The sequence below is a fragment of the Streptomyces sp. NPDC001270 genome, from assembly GCF_042896695.1.
Lineage (GTDB): Bacteria > Actinomycetota > Actinomycetes > Streptomycetales > Streptomycetaceae > Streptomyces.
This window is the reverse complement of sequence record NZ_JBIAXM010000009.1, coordinates 122,103-137,648: the sequence shown is the minus strand read 5'-3', so window position 1 is coordinate 137,648 and position 15,546 is coordinate 122,103. Positions and strand designations below refer to the sequence as shown.

The window sequence follows — 15,546 nt, the reverse complement described above, 5'->3', positions numbered from 1 at the left end:
ATGACCCGGAACGGACCGACCCGCCGCGGATCCCCCGACCGTAACTTCTCCATGCTCGCCTCCCTCGGGCCCCGAGAGTAGCGAGGATGATCGCGCGTGGGCGACAGATCAGAGAATTGGCCAGGGGAATGGCCGGTCACTGGTGGCCCCCGCGGTCGGTCGACTCACGGTGCACCACGCGGCTTGTGCCGTCCACGCGCTCACGGTGCACCACGCGCTCATGACGTACCACCGGCTCACGCTGTGCCGCGGTCGGCGCGCGGGGCTACGGCCACGTCAGGACAGGGGGCCACGAGTGCCGCCGCCGCTCCCACGGCCGCCGCGGCGGCGAGGACCGGCCCGATGGCGGGGATCCCGACGGGTTCCCCACCGCGCACAGCTCCCACCACGGCATGTCCTCCACGCTCGCGTACCGCGGCGGCGGCAGCACGCCGCAGACGCGGAAGCCGCACCGGCTCCCGACCGACTGGACTTCCCGGCACACCCGGCCCCCACCCTGACCTGCCCGGCGAACCCGACCCGACCCTGACCTGCCCGGCACACCCCGCCCCACCTGCCCGGCCCGCGCCACGTCAAGGCGGTGTCAAGGTCGCCGGGGTCGACGCCAAAGAACCGCTAACGGCCCTCCGGCCGCCCTCAGCAGCGGCTTCCCTGGAAACCCCTCTCCCGTGACGGGTGTTGGACAACTGAGCGGAGCGCATCGGCGGCGATGAGTGACGTACGGCGCGGACGATTGAAGATCTACCTCGGGGCGGCCCCGGGGGTCGGCAAGACCTACCGGATGCTCGACGAGGGGCGGCGGCGCGCCGTCCGCGGGGCGGACGTGGTGGTCGGATTCGCCGAGTGCCACGGACGCCCGCACACGCAGGCGATGCTCGACGGGCTGGAGACGGTTCCCCCGGTGGCCTGCGCCCACCGGGGCGGACGGTGCCAGGAGCTGGACCTGGCCGCCGTCCTGGCCCGCCGCCCGCAGGTGGCGATCGTCGACGAGTTCGCCCACAGCAACGTCCCCGGCGACGGCCGCAACCCCAAGCGCTGGCAGGACATCGAGGAACTCCTCGCGGCCGGCATCGACGTGATGACCGCGCTGAACGTCCAGAACCTGGAGTCCCTGGGCGACGTGGTCGAGAAGATCACCGGGGTGCCGCAGCACGAGACCGTGCCGGACGAGGTCGTACGGCGTGCCGCGCAGATCGAGCTGGTGGACATGCCCCCCGAGGAGCTGCGCCGCCGCATGGCGCACGGCAACATCTACGCCCCCGAGAAGATCGACGCGGCGCTCGCCAGCTACTTCCGGCCCGGCAACCTCACCGCGCTGCGCCAGCTCGCGCTGCTGTGGGTGGCCGACCGGGTCGACGAGGCGTTGCAGGAGTACCGGTCGCAGCACGGCATCGGGCGGGTGTGGGAGACCCGGGAGAGGGTCGTCGTCGCGCTGACCGGCGGTCCGGAGGGCGACACCCTGGTACGGCGGGCCGCCCGCATCGCCGACCGGTCCGCGGGCGGCGACCTGCTCGCCGTGCACGTGGCCCGCAGCACCGGCCTCGCCGCCGGGGTGTCGCACGCTTCGCTGGCCCGGCAGCGCAGGCTCGTCGAGGACCTCGGCGGCAGCTACCACTCGGTGGTCGGTGACGACGTGGCCACCTCCCTGGTGGAGTTCGCGCGGGCCGAGAACGCCACCCAGCTCGTGCTCGGCACCAGCCGCCGCGGCCGGCTGACCCGGTTGCTGACCGCGCCGGGCACCGGGGAGACGGTCACCGAACTGTCCGGTGACATCGACGTGCACCGGGTCAGCCACGAGCGGGCCGGCCGCGGCACCCTCCTGCCGTCCCGTCGCCGCACCCTGTCGACGGCCCGGATGATCGCCGGTCCGGTGGCGGGCCTGGTGCTGCCGGTCCTGCTCACCGTCGTCCTCGCCCAGCTGCGCGGCAGCCTGAACCTGACCAGCGAGGCCCTGCTGTTCCTGCTCGCCGTGGTGGGAGTGGCCTGCATAGGCGGTGTCACGTCGGCGGTGATCGCCTCGGTGACGGCGTCCCTGCTGCTGAACTACTGGTTCATCCCGCCCATCGGCCATTTCACCCTCGACGATCCGAACGCCCTGCTGGCGCTCCTGGTGTTCGCGACCGTCGCGGCGACCGTGGCGGCGGTGGTCGACCGGTCGCTGCGCCTGTCCCGCCGTTCGGCGCGGGCCACCGCCGAGGCGGAGACCATGTCCTCCCTGGCCGGGAGCATCGTGCGGGGCGAGGCGGCCATCCCGGCGCTGCTGGAGCGCACCCGGGAGACCTTCGGCATGGACTCGGCGGACCTGGTGGACGAGCCCCCCGACGCACCGGGTGCGACGGCCGTGCCCGCCGGTCCGGACGCCTACCTCGTGCTGCACGGCCGTACTCTCTCCTCCTCCGAGCGGCGGGTGCTCGCGGCCTTCGCCGCACACGTCGGCTCCGCGGTCGAGCGCGCCCGGCTCGCCGAGGCGGCGGCCGAGGTGGAACCGGTCAAGGCCGCCGACCGGCTGCGTACGGCCCTGCTGCGGGCCGTCGGCCACGACCTGCGCACCCCGCTCGCCGCGGGCTGGGCCGCGGTTACCTCGCTGCGCAGCCGGGACGTCGCCTTCTCCGACCAGGACCGGGAGGAACTCCTCGCCACGGCCGACGCGTCCATGGCCAAGCTGAACCGTCTGGTGGAGAACCTGCTCGATCTCAGCCGCCTGGAGGCCGGTGCGCTGACGCTGAACCTGCGGGCGACCTCGCTGGAGGAGGTGCTGCCCCCGGCGCTGGCGGACGTGCCCGGGGCGGAGGTGGCGGACGTGGAGGAGATCCCACCGGTGCTGGCCGATCCGCCGCTGCTGGAACGGGTCGTCGCCAACCTGGCGGGCAACGCCGCCCGCTACACCCCGCCCGGCCGCAGGGTGCTGGTCACGGCCAGTGCGCTGGCGGGGCGGGTGGAGCTGCGGGTGGTGGACCGGGGGCCCGGGCTGCCGGCCGACGGCCGGGACCGGATCTTCGAACCGTTCCAGCGCCTCGGCGACACCGACAACACCAGCGGCCTCGGCCTCGGTCTCGCCCTCGCGCGGGGACTGACCGAGGCGATGGACGGCACCCTCACCCCTGAGGACACCCCTGGCGGCGGTCTCACCATGGTCGTGTCGCTGCCGCTCGCGGCACGGACGACGGACCCCGCAGCGGCCTGGCAGACCACCGAAGGCGCGTGATGCGCCAGGTGACGGGGAACTGACGGGTGCGGAGCCGTGCGACTGGCGGCCGGCGCGTACGAAGTCGAGTGGCAGGCGGCCGGCACGTGCGGAGCCGACTGGCAGGCGGCCGGCACGTGCTGAACCGCGCGACGGCCAGTCGGCACGTGCCGAGTCGTGCGACGGGCACTCGCGGACCGCCGCCGGAGGCCGCTACGGGTCGGATATGGGCCGGATACGAGCCGGACATGGGCCGGATACGGTCCGTCGCCCGGGGATACGAGACCGCCGTGGCCGGGAAGGAACCAGAAGGCCCCCTGCGGGCCCCGGCGCCGGCGTCGGCCGGGGACGCGCTGGCTGCGACGCACGGCATCGTCTTCGGGAAAGGGAGGTGCCGCTCGTGGGCGGCGAGAACCGGGAAGCGGACAGGGAATACGGATGCCGCAGGATCGAGCGGGACACGGCGGCGACCGGCTGTCCCGTCTCGCGCGGAAGCGACGGCGTCTGGCGGGTGCACGGGTACGACGAAGCCCGTGCCGTCCTGCGCAGCACCACGACCGTGCAGGCCGGTCTGGGCATCCAGATGGTCGAGAAACTCCCGTCGAGCATCCGGCGGCCGGTGCTCTACCGGGACGGGCCGGAACATCGCGAACACCGCCGCCAGACCGCCCGGTTCTTCACCCCGCGCCGCGTCGACGAGCACTACCGCGACGTCATGCTCCGCGTCACGCAGGCCCAACTCGACCACCTCAGAACGACCCGCAGGGCCGCGCTGTCCGACCTGAGTTTCAACCTGGCGATCGAGGTGGCCTGCGCCGTCATCGGCCTGACCGACAGCCGCCCCGGCATCAAACAGCGGCTGGACCGCTTCTTCCCCGAGAAATTCGGTACGCCCGGACTCACCAGCCTGCACGGCATCTACTGGATGATGCGCCAGAACTCCAACTGGCTGCGCATCTACCTGGGCGACGTACGTCCCGCCGTACGGGCCCGCCGCCGCAGGCGCCGCGACGACCTCATCTCGCACCTGCTGGACGAGGGCTGCTCGGCCGAGGAGATCCTCGGTGAATGCATCACCTTCGCCGCCGCCGGGATGGTCACCACCCGTGAGTTCATCAGCGCGGCGGCCTGGCACCTGTTCTCCGACGCCGATCTGCTGGCGCACTATCAGCAGTCGGACGAGGACGGCAGGCGCGCGGTGCTCAGCGAGATCCTCCGCCTGGAGCCGGTCATCGGCCGCCTCAGCCGCCGCACCACCCAGCCCCTCGACCTGCCCGGCAGCGGCGACGAGACCCTGACGGTACCGGCGGGCGAGCGCGTCGACATCCTCATCGACCGCGCCAACCTCGACGAACGAGCCGCGGGCCCGCGACCGGAACACCTCCGCCCCGGCCGCCCCATGAGCGACGGCGCGGGCTCCCCGGGACTGTCCTTCGGCGACGGCCCGCACAAGTGCCCCGGGCTGCACATCGCACTCCTGGAGACGGACATCTTCCTCAGCGGACTGTTCGCCCTGCCCGGATTACGCATGGTGACCCCACCCGACGTCTCCTTCATCGACGACATCGCGAGCTACGAACTCCGCCGTTGCGTCGTGGAGATCGACAGCGCGGCGGCCTGAGCCGGGTCGGGCCGGGCCCGTCAGAGGTGACGCAGTCCGACCAGCACCCTCTCCATCAGGGTGGTGGTCGGGGCACCGCCGTCGTCGATCGCCGCACCATGGATGACGATCATCTGGTGATCCGCCATCTCACCGAGGAGGACCATGGCCACCCCGAGCGGCATCGCGAGCAGCGCCGCCATCTCGGCCACCGATCTCGGTTCCTGGCACAGCACGAGCGCCGTTCGGTAGGGCTCCGGGACGGCGTTGCTGCTCGGTTCGGCAGCGGTGACCAGGGTCTCGACCTCGAAGTGGTGGTGCGTCCTGGTCCGGCCGCCCGTCCACACGTAGGCGCGGACCGACGCGGCCGGTGCTTCCCCCTCGGCGTTCCCGGGCTCCCAGGCGGCCGGCTGGTCGTCCGCTCCGGGCGTCCGCCCGAACGACGCGTCGTTCTCCCCCTCGTGGTGCTGCACGTCCTGCGGCGTGCCACGCGTTCCGGACGTCTTCCGCCTGCGCCGCCCGCTGCCGAAACTGAACGCGTTGAGCACGTCGGCGAAGGTCTGTTCGTCGCCCGTATCCTGATCTCTCCGAGGCCCGGACGGGCCTTCACCGGTGCTCATGTTCTTCTCGTCCGCGCTATCGGGCGGCAGTCTGCCGGGATTGCTGCAGTTCGGTCCGCAGTTCCGGAGTCAGCATCTCACCGACCTGGTCGACGAGCACGGACATCTCGTAGGCGATCTGGCCGATTTCGCAGTCCGGAGCCGCCAGGGCCACCATGCACGAGCCGTCCCGGATCGACATCATCAGCATGTTGCCGTGCTCCATCTGGATCACCGTGCTCCGTACGTCTCCGGTATCGGTACAGCGGGCAGCGGCATGGATCAGGCTGATGGCGCCGGCCGCGATGGTGGAGAGTTGCTCGGCACGTTCGTCCGACAGCCGGTCCGACGCGGTGAGCAGCAGCCCGTCGGACGAGATCACCACGATGTGCGCCACATTGGGAACTCGCTCGGTGAAGTTGGTGACCAGCCATCCGAACTGGCTCACCTCCCCGGAGTGGGGTGATGTCATGGCTTCTTCCTGCCCGTCGGCTATGGGTTCGGTGTCTGGTCGGGTCGCGCCCGGCGGAGGCCCGCCTGGTAGCTGCTGAGGAAGTTGTGGGCGCGGCCGGCTGCCGAGCCCGTTGTTCCGTCCTCCTCGGCGGGGGGCCGCCCAGCCGGGCGCTCGGCCCGGGCCGGCGGATCGGATCGCGTGAGCTGATCGGATCTCGTGGGCAGATCGGGTCGCGTCAGCTGATCGGATCGCGTGGACGGAAGCCTTCTGGGCAATCCGGCCTGCGTGAGGCGGGCCTGCTCGTCAGGCTCCTGTGCGGCTTGCCCGGCGGGGTGTCGGACAGGAAGCGGGGGCGCCGGTCGGTCCGTCGGCGGTTTCCGGTCGCCGGGGGATCCGGGCGAGAACGCCGCGTCGGGCGAGAACGCAGGGCCGGACGGGCCGGGCGGGCCAGGCACGGGCTTCACCGCCGAGGCGGGCGGCACCGCGCCGGCCGCGCCGTTCCCGTTGCCCGCAGCGGCCGTTGCCGATGCCGACCCGGACTCCGCGAACCACTGGCGGCCGACGGACTCCATGGACTCCCGGGTGGCACCCTCGTCGACCGGGGCAGCCCCTCGGGCAGTACCGGAGAGCGGTCGCCGGGGGAGCGGTGCCGTCCTGCCGTCGTCGGGTCGGCCGCCTTGTGCCCGCCGGGGGAGTGGCGGCGTCCTGCCGTCGTCGGGTCGGCCGCCTTGTGCCCGCCGGGGGAGCGGTGGCGTCCTGCCGTCGTCGGGTCGGCCGCCTTGTGCCCGTCGGGGGAGTGGCGCCGTCCCGCCAGCCCCCGGTCGGCCGCCGCCGGCCGACCGGGGGAGGGGTGCCGTCGTGCCGCCGTTCGCCCGCCCCGGAACGCCGGCCGCGGTCGGCTGCTGGGCCAGGGCGCCCGGCTGGTCCGTGTGGGCCGGCACCTGCGCGGTGACCAGCGTGGCCGCGATGTGCACCCGGACCCGCAGTCCCCTGCGGTCCGGCTGCGAGATCAGGCTGACGGCGATGCCGTGCCGCTGGGCCAGGCGACCGACCACGGACAGTCCCAGTTGCCGGGACACGGGCGCATCCGTGGCGACTTCCGCGGCCACGCGCTGGTTGGCCATGGCCAGGTCGCGCTCGCTCATCCCGATTCCCTCGTCCTGGATCTCGATCAGCACCGAGCCGTCGGACATCTGGGTACCACCGATGAGCACCTGGGTGTGCGGCGGGGAGAACGCGGTGGCGTTGTCGAGCAGTTCGGCGACGAGCCTGCCCAGGTCACCGGCCGCGTACCCGATCACGTCGACGGGAGGGCTGGGCTGGACGGTGACGCGCTGGTAGCGCTCGATCTCGGAGACGGCACCCCGCAGCACGGTGTCCAGCGCCGCACGCTGATGGAACGAGCGCACCAGCGTGCTGCCGCACAGGATCATCATGTTCTCGTTGTTGCGCCGCATACGCGTCGCCAGGTGATCGAGCGTGAAGAGGCTGGCCAGTTGGTCCGGGTCCTCTTCGCGCCGCTCCAACTGCTCCATCAGCAGCAGCAGGCGGTCCACCAGGCTCTGGCTGCGCCGGGAGAGGTTGACCAGGGTGTTCCTGAGGTCACCGCGCAGCCCTGCCTGCTCCGCCGCCAGGCGCACGGCCTGCGCGTGCACCGTGTCGAACGCCCTGGCGAGCTGGCCGAACTCCTCCGTGCTGTGGACCGGTACGACGTCGATCGCGGCCTTCGCCACCTGCCCCTCGCGCATGCTCGCGACCGCCGCGGGCAGCCGGTGCTCCGCCACGTCGAGCGCCGTCGTCCGCAGGACGGCCAGCGACCGCAGCAGATCCCGGCCGATCGCGAGACCGATGGCCAGGGCGAGCAGCAGTACGGCGAAGACGGTGACGGACGCCAGGCCCGCGCGGGTGCTCGACTGGTCCTGCAACCTGGCCGACGTCGTGCGCAGCGTGCGGGTGAGGTCGTCTCCCACCTTGGCGACGAGCATTCCGGTGGTTTCGGAGTCGTGGTTCCACTCCTCGACCGAGGCCGGCAGCGAGGTGGCGGCATTCTGCGGTGCCTCCGAACCGGGGGCCGCGGCCAGCGCGGCGCTCACCGCCTGGTCCCGCCTGCTGACGGCCGAGCCGGTGACCGTCCGTTCGTAGTCGCTCAGCTCCGCGGTGGTGGCCACGGTCTGGAAGTCGGCGAGCCCGTCCTGCAACCGGACGCCGGACTCCTGCAAGGCTTTGCCCAGCGTCGGCGTGATCGTACGGCCCTGACTGACCGCCTCCAGCAGCATCACGTGCTGGAGGTGGATCTGCTCCTCGACCGTCTCCAGGTCGTACAACGTCGTTGCCGACCTGGACAGTTGGGAAGCGCTGAGCGGGCTGAAAAGCGCTTCGTCGAGGTTGAGCAGCCCCTTGATGATCGTGCTGTAGTCGTTGAGCGCGGTCCAGGAAGTGATGTGGGCGGACGCCACCTGCGTACGCAGGGCGGGCAGCCGGGTCAGGAGGCTGTCGGCGTCCCGGTAGCGGTTCGCCGCGACACCCGTGAGGGAGACTTCCTGGTTCCTGGTGCTGGTGACGGCGGCCTGCGCGCGGTCGACGCGCTGTGTCTGCTCCCGCAGGGCGGAGGGGGCGAGGGGGACGCTGTCGCCCAGCCGTTCGACGGACATGGTGCGTTCCATTTGCAGGGCCCCCAGCAGGGACCGCAGCTCGCCACGCATCTTGACCAGCTTCTGCATGTCCGCGTAGGAGTTGGCCTGTGCGACGTCACGCTGGATCTGGATGACGCCCAGGGCGACGGCGAGCAAGGCCGGCACGATCAGCACGGCTCCGAGCTTCACCAGCAGCCGCCAGTTCCGCCACTGCACGAGCGGGGCCCACCACGATGGCCGAACCGGACGCGTGACCGCGTGCCTCGCCGCGGTCACGAGCTGAGCTCCGCAGTCGGAACAGCTTGCTCACAGGGACCTATCACTGTGCCGTTTCTCCTGGGTTTCCCCTGAACAGGATGTGGAATGCCCGGCGGTAAAGGGCGATGCCGACGAGGTGGCGCAGCTACCCGCGGTCACGCCACGGTGCCCGACCCCAGGAGCGGGCATATGCCCGGCCGTGGAGAAGCACCTCGGGAGCCAAAGGAAGGTTCGGCCAAGGGGGCCCAGTCGGCCTGGCTACGTGAGGGGCGCGCCCAGGGAAATCCATTGACTGCTTTACCTCCCCCTTCTCGGGGCCGAGCCGTTGCCCGCCCATTATGTATCTGCTCGTCAAGTAGTGGATAGCACGGGCGCGTTCAGAGCAGCCAACGGAACGGTAAAAATGCTGCCGCCACTCTACCCCGGGCACCGACGAGCGATTCCGTACGCGCAGGTTCGCCTTACTCGGCGAGCCGACGAGCCGCACCACGAGTCCAAATTTCTAATAGTAAATAAACAACAAACGAAAGGTCAAGCCTCCTTCAATTCGTCACTGTTCTGGGCCTCAGGTGGTCAAGTGGCGCAGAACCCGCGAGTGCATCACGGGTGTCGTGTAGATTTTGCGAGCACCGTGTGCGCGGTGGGCCGCTGTTTGACGGCGTGCGGCATCTCACTACACTTTCCACCGCTCAACAGGCCACGGCTTACCTCTTCTCATCTCCCGCTCCGGGAGCGCCGGTTGGCCGTCCCGCCCGGATACCCCAGGAGGGGAACGTGACCAAACCGGTATGGTCGCCGACCGCCGATACTTCCGAGCGGCCCGCCGGACCGAAGTTCATCGAACCCCGTGACGAAGCCGAGCCCGACTACCACGCGATTCAGCAGAGCCCCGAGTTCTTGCGGCTGCGCAGACGACTTCGGCTGTTCATCATTCCGATGAGCATGGCCTTCTTCTTCTGGTACATGGCGTTCGCTGTTCTTTCCGCCTACGCCCACGCGTTCATGAGTCACAAGCTGGTGGGTGAAATCAACACCGGCACCGTCCTGGGCCTGATGCAGTTCGCGTCCACCGTCGTGATCGTCCTGTCGTACCAGCGTTTCGCCCGGAAGAAGCTTGATCCGGAGGTGCAGAGGATCAACGAACTAGCAGGAGTCGGCAAGGAATGACAGCACAGCTCGCGGCCCCGGCGATCGGTAGTCCCACGCTCAACCTGAGCGTGTTCCTGATATTTGTCTTCATCACCCTGTTCATCGTCTACAAGGTCACCAACAGAAACCAGTCGACGGCCGACTACTATGCCGCGGGCAGCGCCTTCACCGGCATGCAGAACGGCATCGCGATGTCCGGTGACTTCCTCTCCGCCGCTTCCTTCCTGGGCATTTCCGGAGCGATCGCGGTCCACGGCTACGACGGATTCCTCTACTCCGTCGGATGGCTCGTCGCCTGGCTGGTCGCCCTCCTGCTCATCGGCGAACGCGTGCGCAACACCGGGCGATTCACCATGGGTGACGTGATGGCCTTCCGGATGAGGCAGCGCCCGGTGCGGGCTGCGGCGGCCAACGCCACCCTCGTGATCACCTTCTTCTACATGCTCGCCCAGATGGCCGGCGCCGGCGGGCTGATGGCCCTGCTGCTGAACGTGCACACCCGGGGCGGTCAGGCGCTCCTCATCACGGGCGTGGGGATCGTCATGGTCTTCTACGTCCTGGTGGGCGGGATGAAGGGCACCACCTGGGTGCAGATCATCAAGGCCGGACTGCTCCTGGTCTGTGTGACTTTCATCAGTGTGTTCCTCATCGGAAAGTTCGGATTCAATTTCTCCGGACTGCTGGAACAGGCCGCGCAGAACAGCCCGTTGGGCGAAAAACTGCTTCAGCCGGGCAGCTCGTACGGCACGGACGGGACGAGCCAACTCGATTTCGTCTCGCTGGCTCTTTCGCTGGTTCTGGGCATCTCCAGCCTGCCGCACGTACTGATGCGCGTCTATACCGTGCCCAGTGCCAAGGAAGCACGCAGTTCGGTGGTGTGGTGCTCCTGGTCGATGTTCATTTTCTACCTGGGAATCCTGGTCGTCGGTTACAGCGCCACGGCCCTGGTCGGCTCCGACACCATTGTTCACGCCCCGGGCGGCGAGAACTCCGCGGCGCCTCTGCTCGCTTTCCACATCGGTGGAGTCGTACTCCTGGGAATTGTCTCGGCGGTGGCCTTCGCGACGATCCTGGCGGTCGTGGCCGGCCTGACCCTGGCCGCTTCGGCTTCCTTCGCCCACGACGTCTACGCCAACGTGCTCCGACGCGGCAAGGCCGATCCCCGGTCCGAGATCCGGGTCGCCCGCCTGACCGCGCTCGTGATCGGTTTCCTGGCCATCATCGGCGGCATCGTGGCCGACGGCCAGAACGTCGCCTTCCTCGTGTCGCTGGCCCTGGCGCTCGCCGCGTCCGCCAACCTGCCGACGCTGCTCTACACGCTGTACTGGAAACGCTTCAACACCTCGGGAACGCTGTGGAGCATCTACGGCGGTCTGGCGTCCTGCCTCGTGCTCATTCTCTTCTCGCCGGCGGTCTCGGGCGGCCCCACGTCGATCATCAGGACGGTCGACTTCCACTGGTTCCCGCTGACCAATCCGGGCGTTGTGTCGATTCCGCTCTCCTTCCTGTGCGGATACCTCGGCACCGTGTTCAGCAGGCACCCCGCGGACCCGGACAAGCACGCGGAGATGGAAGTCCGCGCGCTGACCGGGATCGGTGCCGATCTGTAGCCGACCGCGGCAGTCCATGCCCCGGGCTCCCACTCGTCCCGGACCGCCCGCCCCTCTCTCCGGGCCGGCTGCGCGTCGTGTGCCCTGCTCCCCTGGGAGAGGGAGGCGACGACGCGCGGTCGGCCGCTCGGCTCGGCTCCGTGGGCCCGACGGGTGAAGGCGTCGCCCTTGATGCCGACGGAACTCCAAGTCCCCCCTTTTCGGCGGGACGTGTCGAGTACTCGCCCGGGACTCTTCGAGTCGCGCCGAGCTGACCGCGGCGACCCATGACCAGGCTGCGCCGGCGCTCGCGGGCCCGCTGCTCCCCGTCGAGCCAACCGCGCCCGAACTACCTTGCATGCCCTGCTGCTCACCGGCTGTCTCGGGGCCTCCTGGGGCAGCGGCTGGCTCCCCTGCCCCGCGCCCGGCCCATCCGAGACGTGATCATCGCCGACGCCTGCCGGCTCCCGATTGCCGAGGGCCGCACGCCTCACGGCCTCCGTCACACCCACCGGACCGTGATGGAGGACCCCGGCACGGAGAAGGCCCTCATGGACGAGAGCATGGGCCGCATCGACGGCGCCGTCTCGGCACGCTGTGCCCATGTCACCCCGGCATGCGCGAGCATCACACGGACAACGTCGCGACCAGCCACTCCGTGCCGCCGCCCAGCCGTGCCGAGAAGCGGCGGAGCCGGCCGTCCGCGTCGATCCAGTAGCGGGTACGGCCCGGGCCGGTGCGGGCCGCTCCGGAGGCGGTCCCTTGGGGCGTCGCGGAGGACGGGCCGGTGAACACCGTGACGGGGACTCCTGCCACTTTCTCGTGACCGACGCGGCGGGCGCCGCTGTGGAGCAGCAGCTGGGCGTTGTCGGGGCGGTCGGCGGCCAGGTCGAGCAGCAGGAGCAGTGTGGTGTCGATGGTGGACGCCCGGGTCGTGAGCGCGCGTTGGATCCAGCCGTCGCGGGGTGGGTGAGTGGGGAGGGGTTCGGTCCAGTTGCGCTGCACGGAGACGGTGGTGCGGTCCCAGCGCAGGAGGTGTCGTCCGTGTTCGAGGAAGCCGCCGTTGCCTTGGAGGATGGCGAGTCCGGCCCCGTGGCGCCAGTCGAGGCGGCCGGTGAGTCGCGCGATGCGTCCTTGGACCGGGATGTCGGCTGTGACCTGGGTGGCGCCGCGCCGATAGTTGGTGAACCGGGTGAGGGCGAGCAGTTCGGCCTGCGGCGTGGTCAGGGCCGGGGCGGTGGTGGCGGTGGCCGGGACGGGCGGCTTGTCCTGGGTGCAGGCTGAGGTGCTGAGGAGCGTCATGAGGGTCAGCACGATGCCGTAGGCGGGGAGGCACGGCAGGGTGCGGTGGTGTGGCGGCGTCACCGTGCGGTCCCTCCTTGGCGGGGGCGTGTGGCGAGCAGGTCCGGGGCGGGGAGGGGTACGCGGTCGGGGTGTACGTCGCCGGGCAGGTGGAGCGCGGGTGTGGCGGGTGCGGTGCGGGCGTGCGGGAGTTGCGGCTGGGCGGGGGGCGGGGTGACGTCGAGGAAGGCGATTCCCGCCGGTGGCGGTGTGGTGGGGGTCAGGGGCGCCGTGGCGGAGGACCGGCTGTTTCCTCCAGGGCATGGGGCGGTGCGGGGGAGGTCCTCGGGAAGGGTGCGGTGCAGGGTGTTGCCGCGCAGGCAGTTGCCCTGACCGGGGGATCGGGTCGAAGCCCGGTAGGTGATGTCGACCGCGTTGCCGGACAGGGCGTTGTCCTCCAGCCGGTTGCCCAGGGGAGGCACGTCCTCGTGCGAGGCGAGCACGATACCGGCACGTGAGTTGCCGCTGACGCGGTTGCGCAGGAGCGCGTTGTGCTGCCCGCCGGCGATGCCGATGCCGATCCCGAAACCGCCGTCCGCCTGCTCGGGGGTGTCGGGGGCGTTGTTGTCGGCGACCAGGTTGCCGGCGACCACGCCGCCGGTCTGGGGTACGAAGGCTTCCTGGTAGTCGGTGTCGACGGTCAGGCCGACCCGGTTGTGAGTGAACCGGTTGCGCAGCACCCAGACGGGTCCGCTGGCGTTCGTGCCCTCGTAGCCGATGGCGTTGTGGTCGGCGATGTTGTCCTGGACGAGTACGTCGCAGGGCTTGCACTGGCCGACGTAGAGACCGGAGTCGGCACTGCCGGAGGCGTAGCTGCGCTCGATCACGCCGTGCCGGGCGTTGAACGCGTAGATGCCGTACAGGCCGTTGGCATGAGCGGTGACGTAGCGGACGCGGAAGCCGTCGAGGGGAGGGAAGCGGGCCGGGTCCAGGTGCTGGTAGCCGTCGCTGCCGCGGGCGAGTCCGCCGTCGGCGTTGCTCATACCGGTGACCAGGACCCCGTTGAGGAGGTGGTTGCGGACGGTCAGGTTCTCCACGGAGACGCCTGCTGCGGTGACCACGATGCCGTTGGAGCGTCGGCTCTGGCCGTCGATGATGACGCGGTTGCGGTCGGTGCCCCGCAGCACCACACGGTCGGTGCGGACCTGAACGCTCTCGTGGTACACGCCGGGCGAGACGAGCACCAGGTCGCCGGGGCGGGCTCGGGCGAGGGCGGTGTTGATCGTCGCCGCCTGCGCCGGCACCCGGATGGTGACGGGCCGGGCCGAGCGGGCAGGGGCGTCGCCGTCGGTGGTCGTGGACGCTCCCGAGCAACCGCCGCACAGGAGCGCGGCAGCCAGCATGCCGCCCAGCGTCCCAGCGCGCCAACGGCCATGTGCCCGGCGGGCGATGAGCGGCGTCATGTGCGGTTTGTTCCGATCCGTGAGGAAGCGGGTGTTGGCTTAGAGTACCTGAATGACTACTGTCAGTGCCCGGTTGGGTGGATCAGGTACGGAACAGCGGCCGTCGCGGCGCAGGGCACTGGTGAGCGCAACGGCGGCCATGGTGGCTGCTGGGATCACCGGATACGCGGCCGGTGCGCGGGGACGGCCGACCGCTCCCCCGGGCGGTGTGTCCCGGGCCGGGGCCTCCGGGACCAGGCCGTCTTCCGCGCCGGAGGCGGTGGCCCTGTCCGCTCGGGGCAGTCGCCAAGCCGGGGTCGACCGACCGGTGCAGCCCCAGCAGCACGTGGCCCTGTCGGTCTATGACCTGCCCGGAGCCGGACGTCAGGACGGGCCGGGCAGCGACTTCGCGGGCCGGAGCGGGAGACTTGTCGCCGGGTTGGGCACCCGTGTCCTCGGGCTCACCACGCGGGACGGTGACACGGCCTTGGGCGGATTCCCGCCGGGCGACCTGACCGTCACCGTGGGGGTGGGCCCACGCGTCGTGGCCGCCGTGGACGGCGACTTGCCCGGAGCCCGTGAACTGCCCGGATTCGCCCGGGAGGACATGCCCGACTCGGCCCGGGGCGGCGACCTGATGGTCCAGGTCTGCGCATCCGACCCGCAGGTGGTGACGCTCGCCGACGGCGCCCTGAGAGCCTGGCTCCAGGAGCACTCGGCCGCGCCGCGCTGGTCGCAGCACGGTTTCCGGCCCCCCGCGCCGCCCACACAACCCGGACCGGCCGGACAGCGGGTACCGGTGCGCAACCTGCTGGGATTTCTGGACGGCATCGTCGTACCGCGCACCGGACGGGAGCTGGACCAGGAGGTGTGGCTGCCGACCCCGGCCCGGGTGCGGGGCGGCACGGTCTCGGTGGTGCGGCGCCTGCGGCTGGATGTGGCACGTTTCGCCGCCCAGGACCTGGCACAGCAGGAGCGGGTGATCGGGCGGCGCCGCGAGGACGGGGCGCCACTGAGCGGCGGCGGCCCGGACGCGCCCATGGATCTGGGTGCGAAGTCCGCGCAGGGCCGGTACCTGGTCCCGGCCATGGCGCACGCACGGCGCGCCAACCCCAACGGCACGGGCAGCGGACTGATGCTGCGGCGCGGCTACAGCTACGCCAACGGACCGGAGGACCGCGGGCTGCTGTTCATCTGCTTCCAGCGTGAACTGCGCACCTTCGTGGCGACACAGCAGCGGCTGGATGACGGCGACGAGCTGTCGTCCTTCGCCACGGCCACCGCCTCCGGCACCTTTCTCGTGCTGCCGGGATTCAGTGGGACGCGTCCGCTTGGCGCCCCGCTGTTCTCCTGAGCC

10 protein-coding genes and 1 pseudogene are annotated in these 15,546 nt (G+C 70.8%); 6 read left to right on the top strand and 5 right to left on the bottom strand.

Annotated elements, in window-relative coordinates:
* Positions 1 to 709 precede the first annotated feature (709 nt).
* The gene (locus tag ACFY2B_RS17190; protein ID WP_390763924.1) at positions 710 to 3,205 is read left to right on the top strand and encodes an ATP-binding protein; all 2,496 of its coding nucleotides are present in this window, start codon (positions 710 to 712) and stop codon (positions 3,203 to 3,205) included.
* 379 nt (positions 3,206 to 3,584) lie between these two features.
* Complete coding sequence (locus ACFY2B_RS17185) at positions 3,585 to 4,805, top strand: cytochrome P450 (protein ID WP_390763923.1); 1,221 nt, start codon at positions 3,585 to 3,587, stop codon at positions 4,803 to 4,805.
* Between the two features lie 20 nt (positions 4,806 to 4,825).
* Here ACFY2B_RS17185 and ACFY2B_RS17180 read toward each other — a convergent pair whose 3' ends face one another.
* From ACFY2B_RS17180 to ACFY2B_RS17170, 3 genes are read right to left on the bottom strand one after another with little or no spacing between them, the layout of a single operon-like run.
* Positions 4,826 to 5,404, bottom strand: a complete 579-nt coding sequence (locus ACFY2B_RS17180) for a DUF742 domain-containing protein (protein WP_390763922.1) — start codon at positions 5,402 to 5,404, stop codon at positions 4,826 to 4,828.
* A gap of 16 nt (positions 5,405 to 5,420) precedes the next feature.
* Positions 5,421 to 5,855: a roadblock/LC7 domain-containing protein gene (locus ACFY2B_RS17175; protein WP_376524841.1), complete on the bottom strand. Its 435-nt coding sequence runs from the start codon at positions 5,853 to 5,855 to the stop codon at positions 5,421 to 5,423.
* Positions 5,856 to 5,875: 20 nt separating this feature from the next.
* A complete protein-coding gene (locus ACFY2B_RS17170) occupies positions 5,876 to 8,686 on the bottom strand; it encodes a nitrate- and nitrite sensing domain-containing protein (protein ID WP_390763921.1) in 2,811 nt (936 codons plus the stop codon).
* Between the two features lie 816 nt (positions 8,687 to 9,502).
* On the opposite strand from ACFY2B_RS17170, the gene ACFY2B_RS17165 reads away from it, so the two are divergent.
* The 3 genes and pseudogenes from ACFY2B_RS17165 to ACFY2B_RS17155 all read left to right on the top strand — a co-directional run.
* Entirely contained in the window at positions 9,503 to 9,895 is a 393-nt protein-coding gene (locus ACFY2B_RS17165) for a DUF485 domain-containing protein (RefSeq protein WP_390763920.1), read from the top strand.
* A complete protein-coding gene (locus ACFY2B_RS17160) occupies positions 9,892 to 11,487 on the top strand; it encodes a cation acetate symporter (protein ID WP_390763919.1) in 1,596 nt (531 codons plus the stop codon). The genes ACFY2B_RS17165 and ACFY2B_RS17160 overlap by 4 nt, the downstream gene beginning before the upstream one ends.
* 428 nt (positions 11,488 to 11,915) lie before the next feature.
* A pseudogene (locus ACFY2B_RS17155) lies at positions 11,916 to 12,080 on the top strand (LacI family transcriptional regulator); the annotation flags it as partial.
* Positions 12,081 to 12,093: 13 nt separating this feature from the next.
* Here the strand turns inward: ACFY2B_RS17155 and ACFY2B_RS17150 are convergent.
* Both ACFY2B_RS17150 and ACFY2B_RS17145 read right to left on the bottom strand, forming a co-directional pair.
* Positions 12,094 to 12,831 (bottom strand): hypothetical protein, encoded by a 738-nt coding sequence (locus ACFY2B_RS17150; RefSeq protein ID WP_390763918.1) that lies wholly within the window; start codon positions 12,829 to 12,831, stop codon positions 12,094 to 12,096.
* Positions 12,828 to 14,150: a right-handed parallel beta-helix repeat-containing protein gene (locus tag ACFY2B_RS17145; RefSeq protein ID WP_390763917.1), complete on the bottom strand. Its 1,323-nt coding sequence runs from the start codon at positions 14,148 to 14,150 to the stop codon at positions 12,828 to 12,830. Before ACFY2B_RS17145 ends, ACFY2B_RS17150 begins: the two co-directional genes overlap by 4 nt.
* Positions 14,151 to 14,517: 367 nt before the next feature.
* Between ACFY2B_RS17145 and ACFY2B_RS17140 the strand changes: the two genes are divergently transcribed.
* On the top strand, positions 14,518 to 15,543 hold the full coding sequence (locus ACFY2B_RS17140; RefSeq protein ID WP_390763916.1) for a Dyp-type peroxidase: 1,026 nt from the start codon (positions 14,518 to 14,520) through the stop codon (positions 15,541 to 15,543).
* Positions 15,544 to 15,546 lie beyond the last annotated feature (3 nt).

Bases quoted from the DNA above. Each gene is read 5' to 3' on its own strand.
- ACFY2B_RS17175 (WP_376524841.1), bottom strand. From the start codon at position 5,855: ATGACATCACCCCACTCCGGGGAGGTGAGCCAGTTCGGATGGCTGGTC.
- ACFY2B_RS17145 (WP_390763917.1), bottom strand. From the start codon at position 14,150: ATGCTGGCTGCCGCGCTCCTGTGCGGCGGTTGCTCGGGAGCGTCCACG.
- ACFY2B_RS17160 (WP_390763919.1), top strand. From the start codon at position 9,892: ATGACAGCACAGCTCGCGGCCCCGGCGATCGGTAGTCCCACGCTCAAC.
- ACFY2B_RS17180 (WP_390763922.1), bottom strand. From the start codon at position 5,404: ATGAGCACCGGTGAAGGCCCGTCCGGGCCTCGGAGAGATCAGGATACG.
- ACFY2B_RS17190 (WP_390763924.1), top strand. From the start codon at position 710: ATGAGTGACGTACGGCGCGGACGATTGAAGATCTACCTCGGGGCGGCC.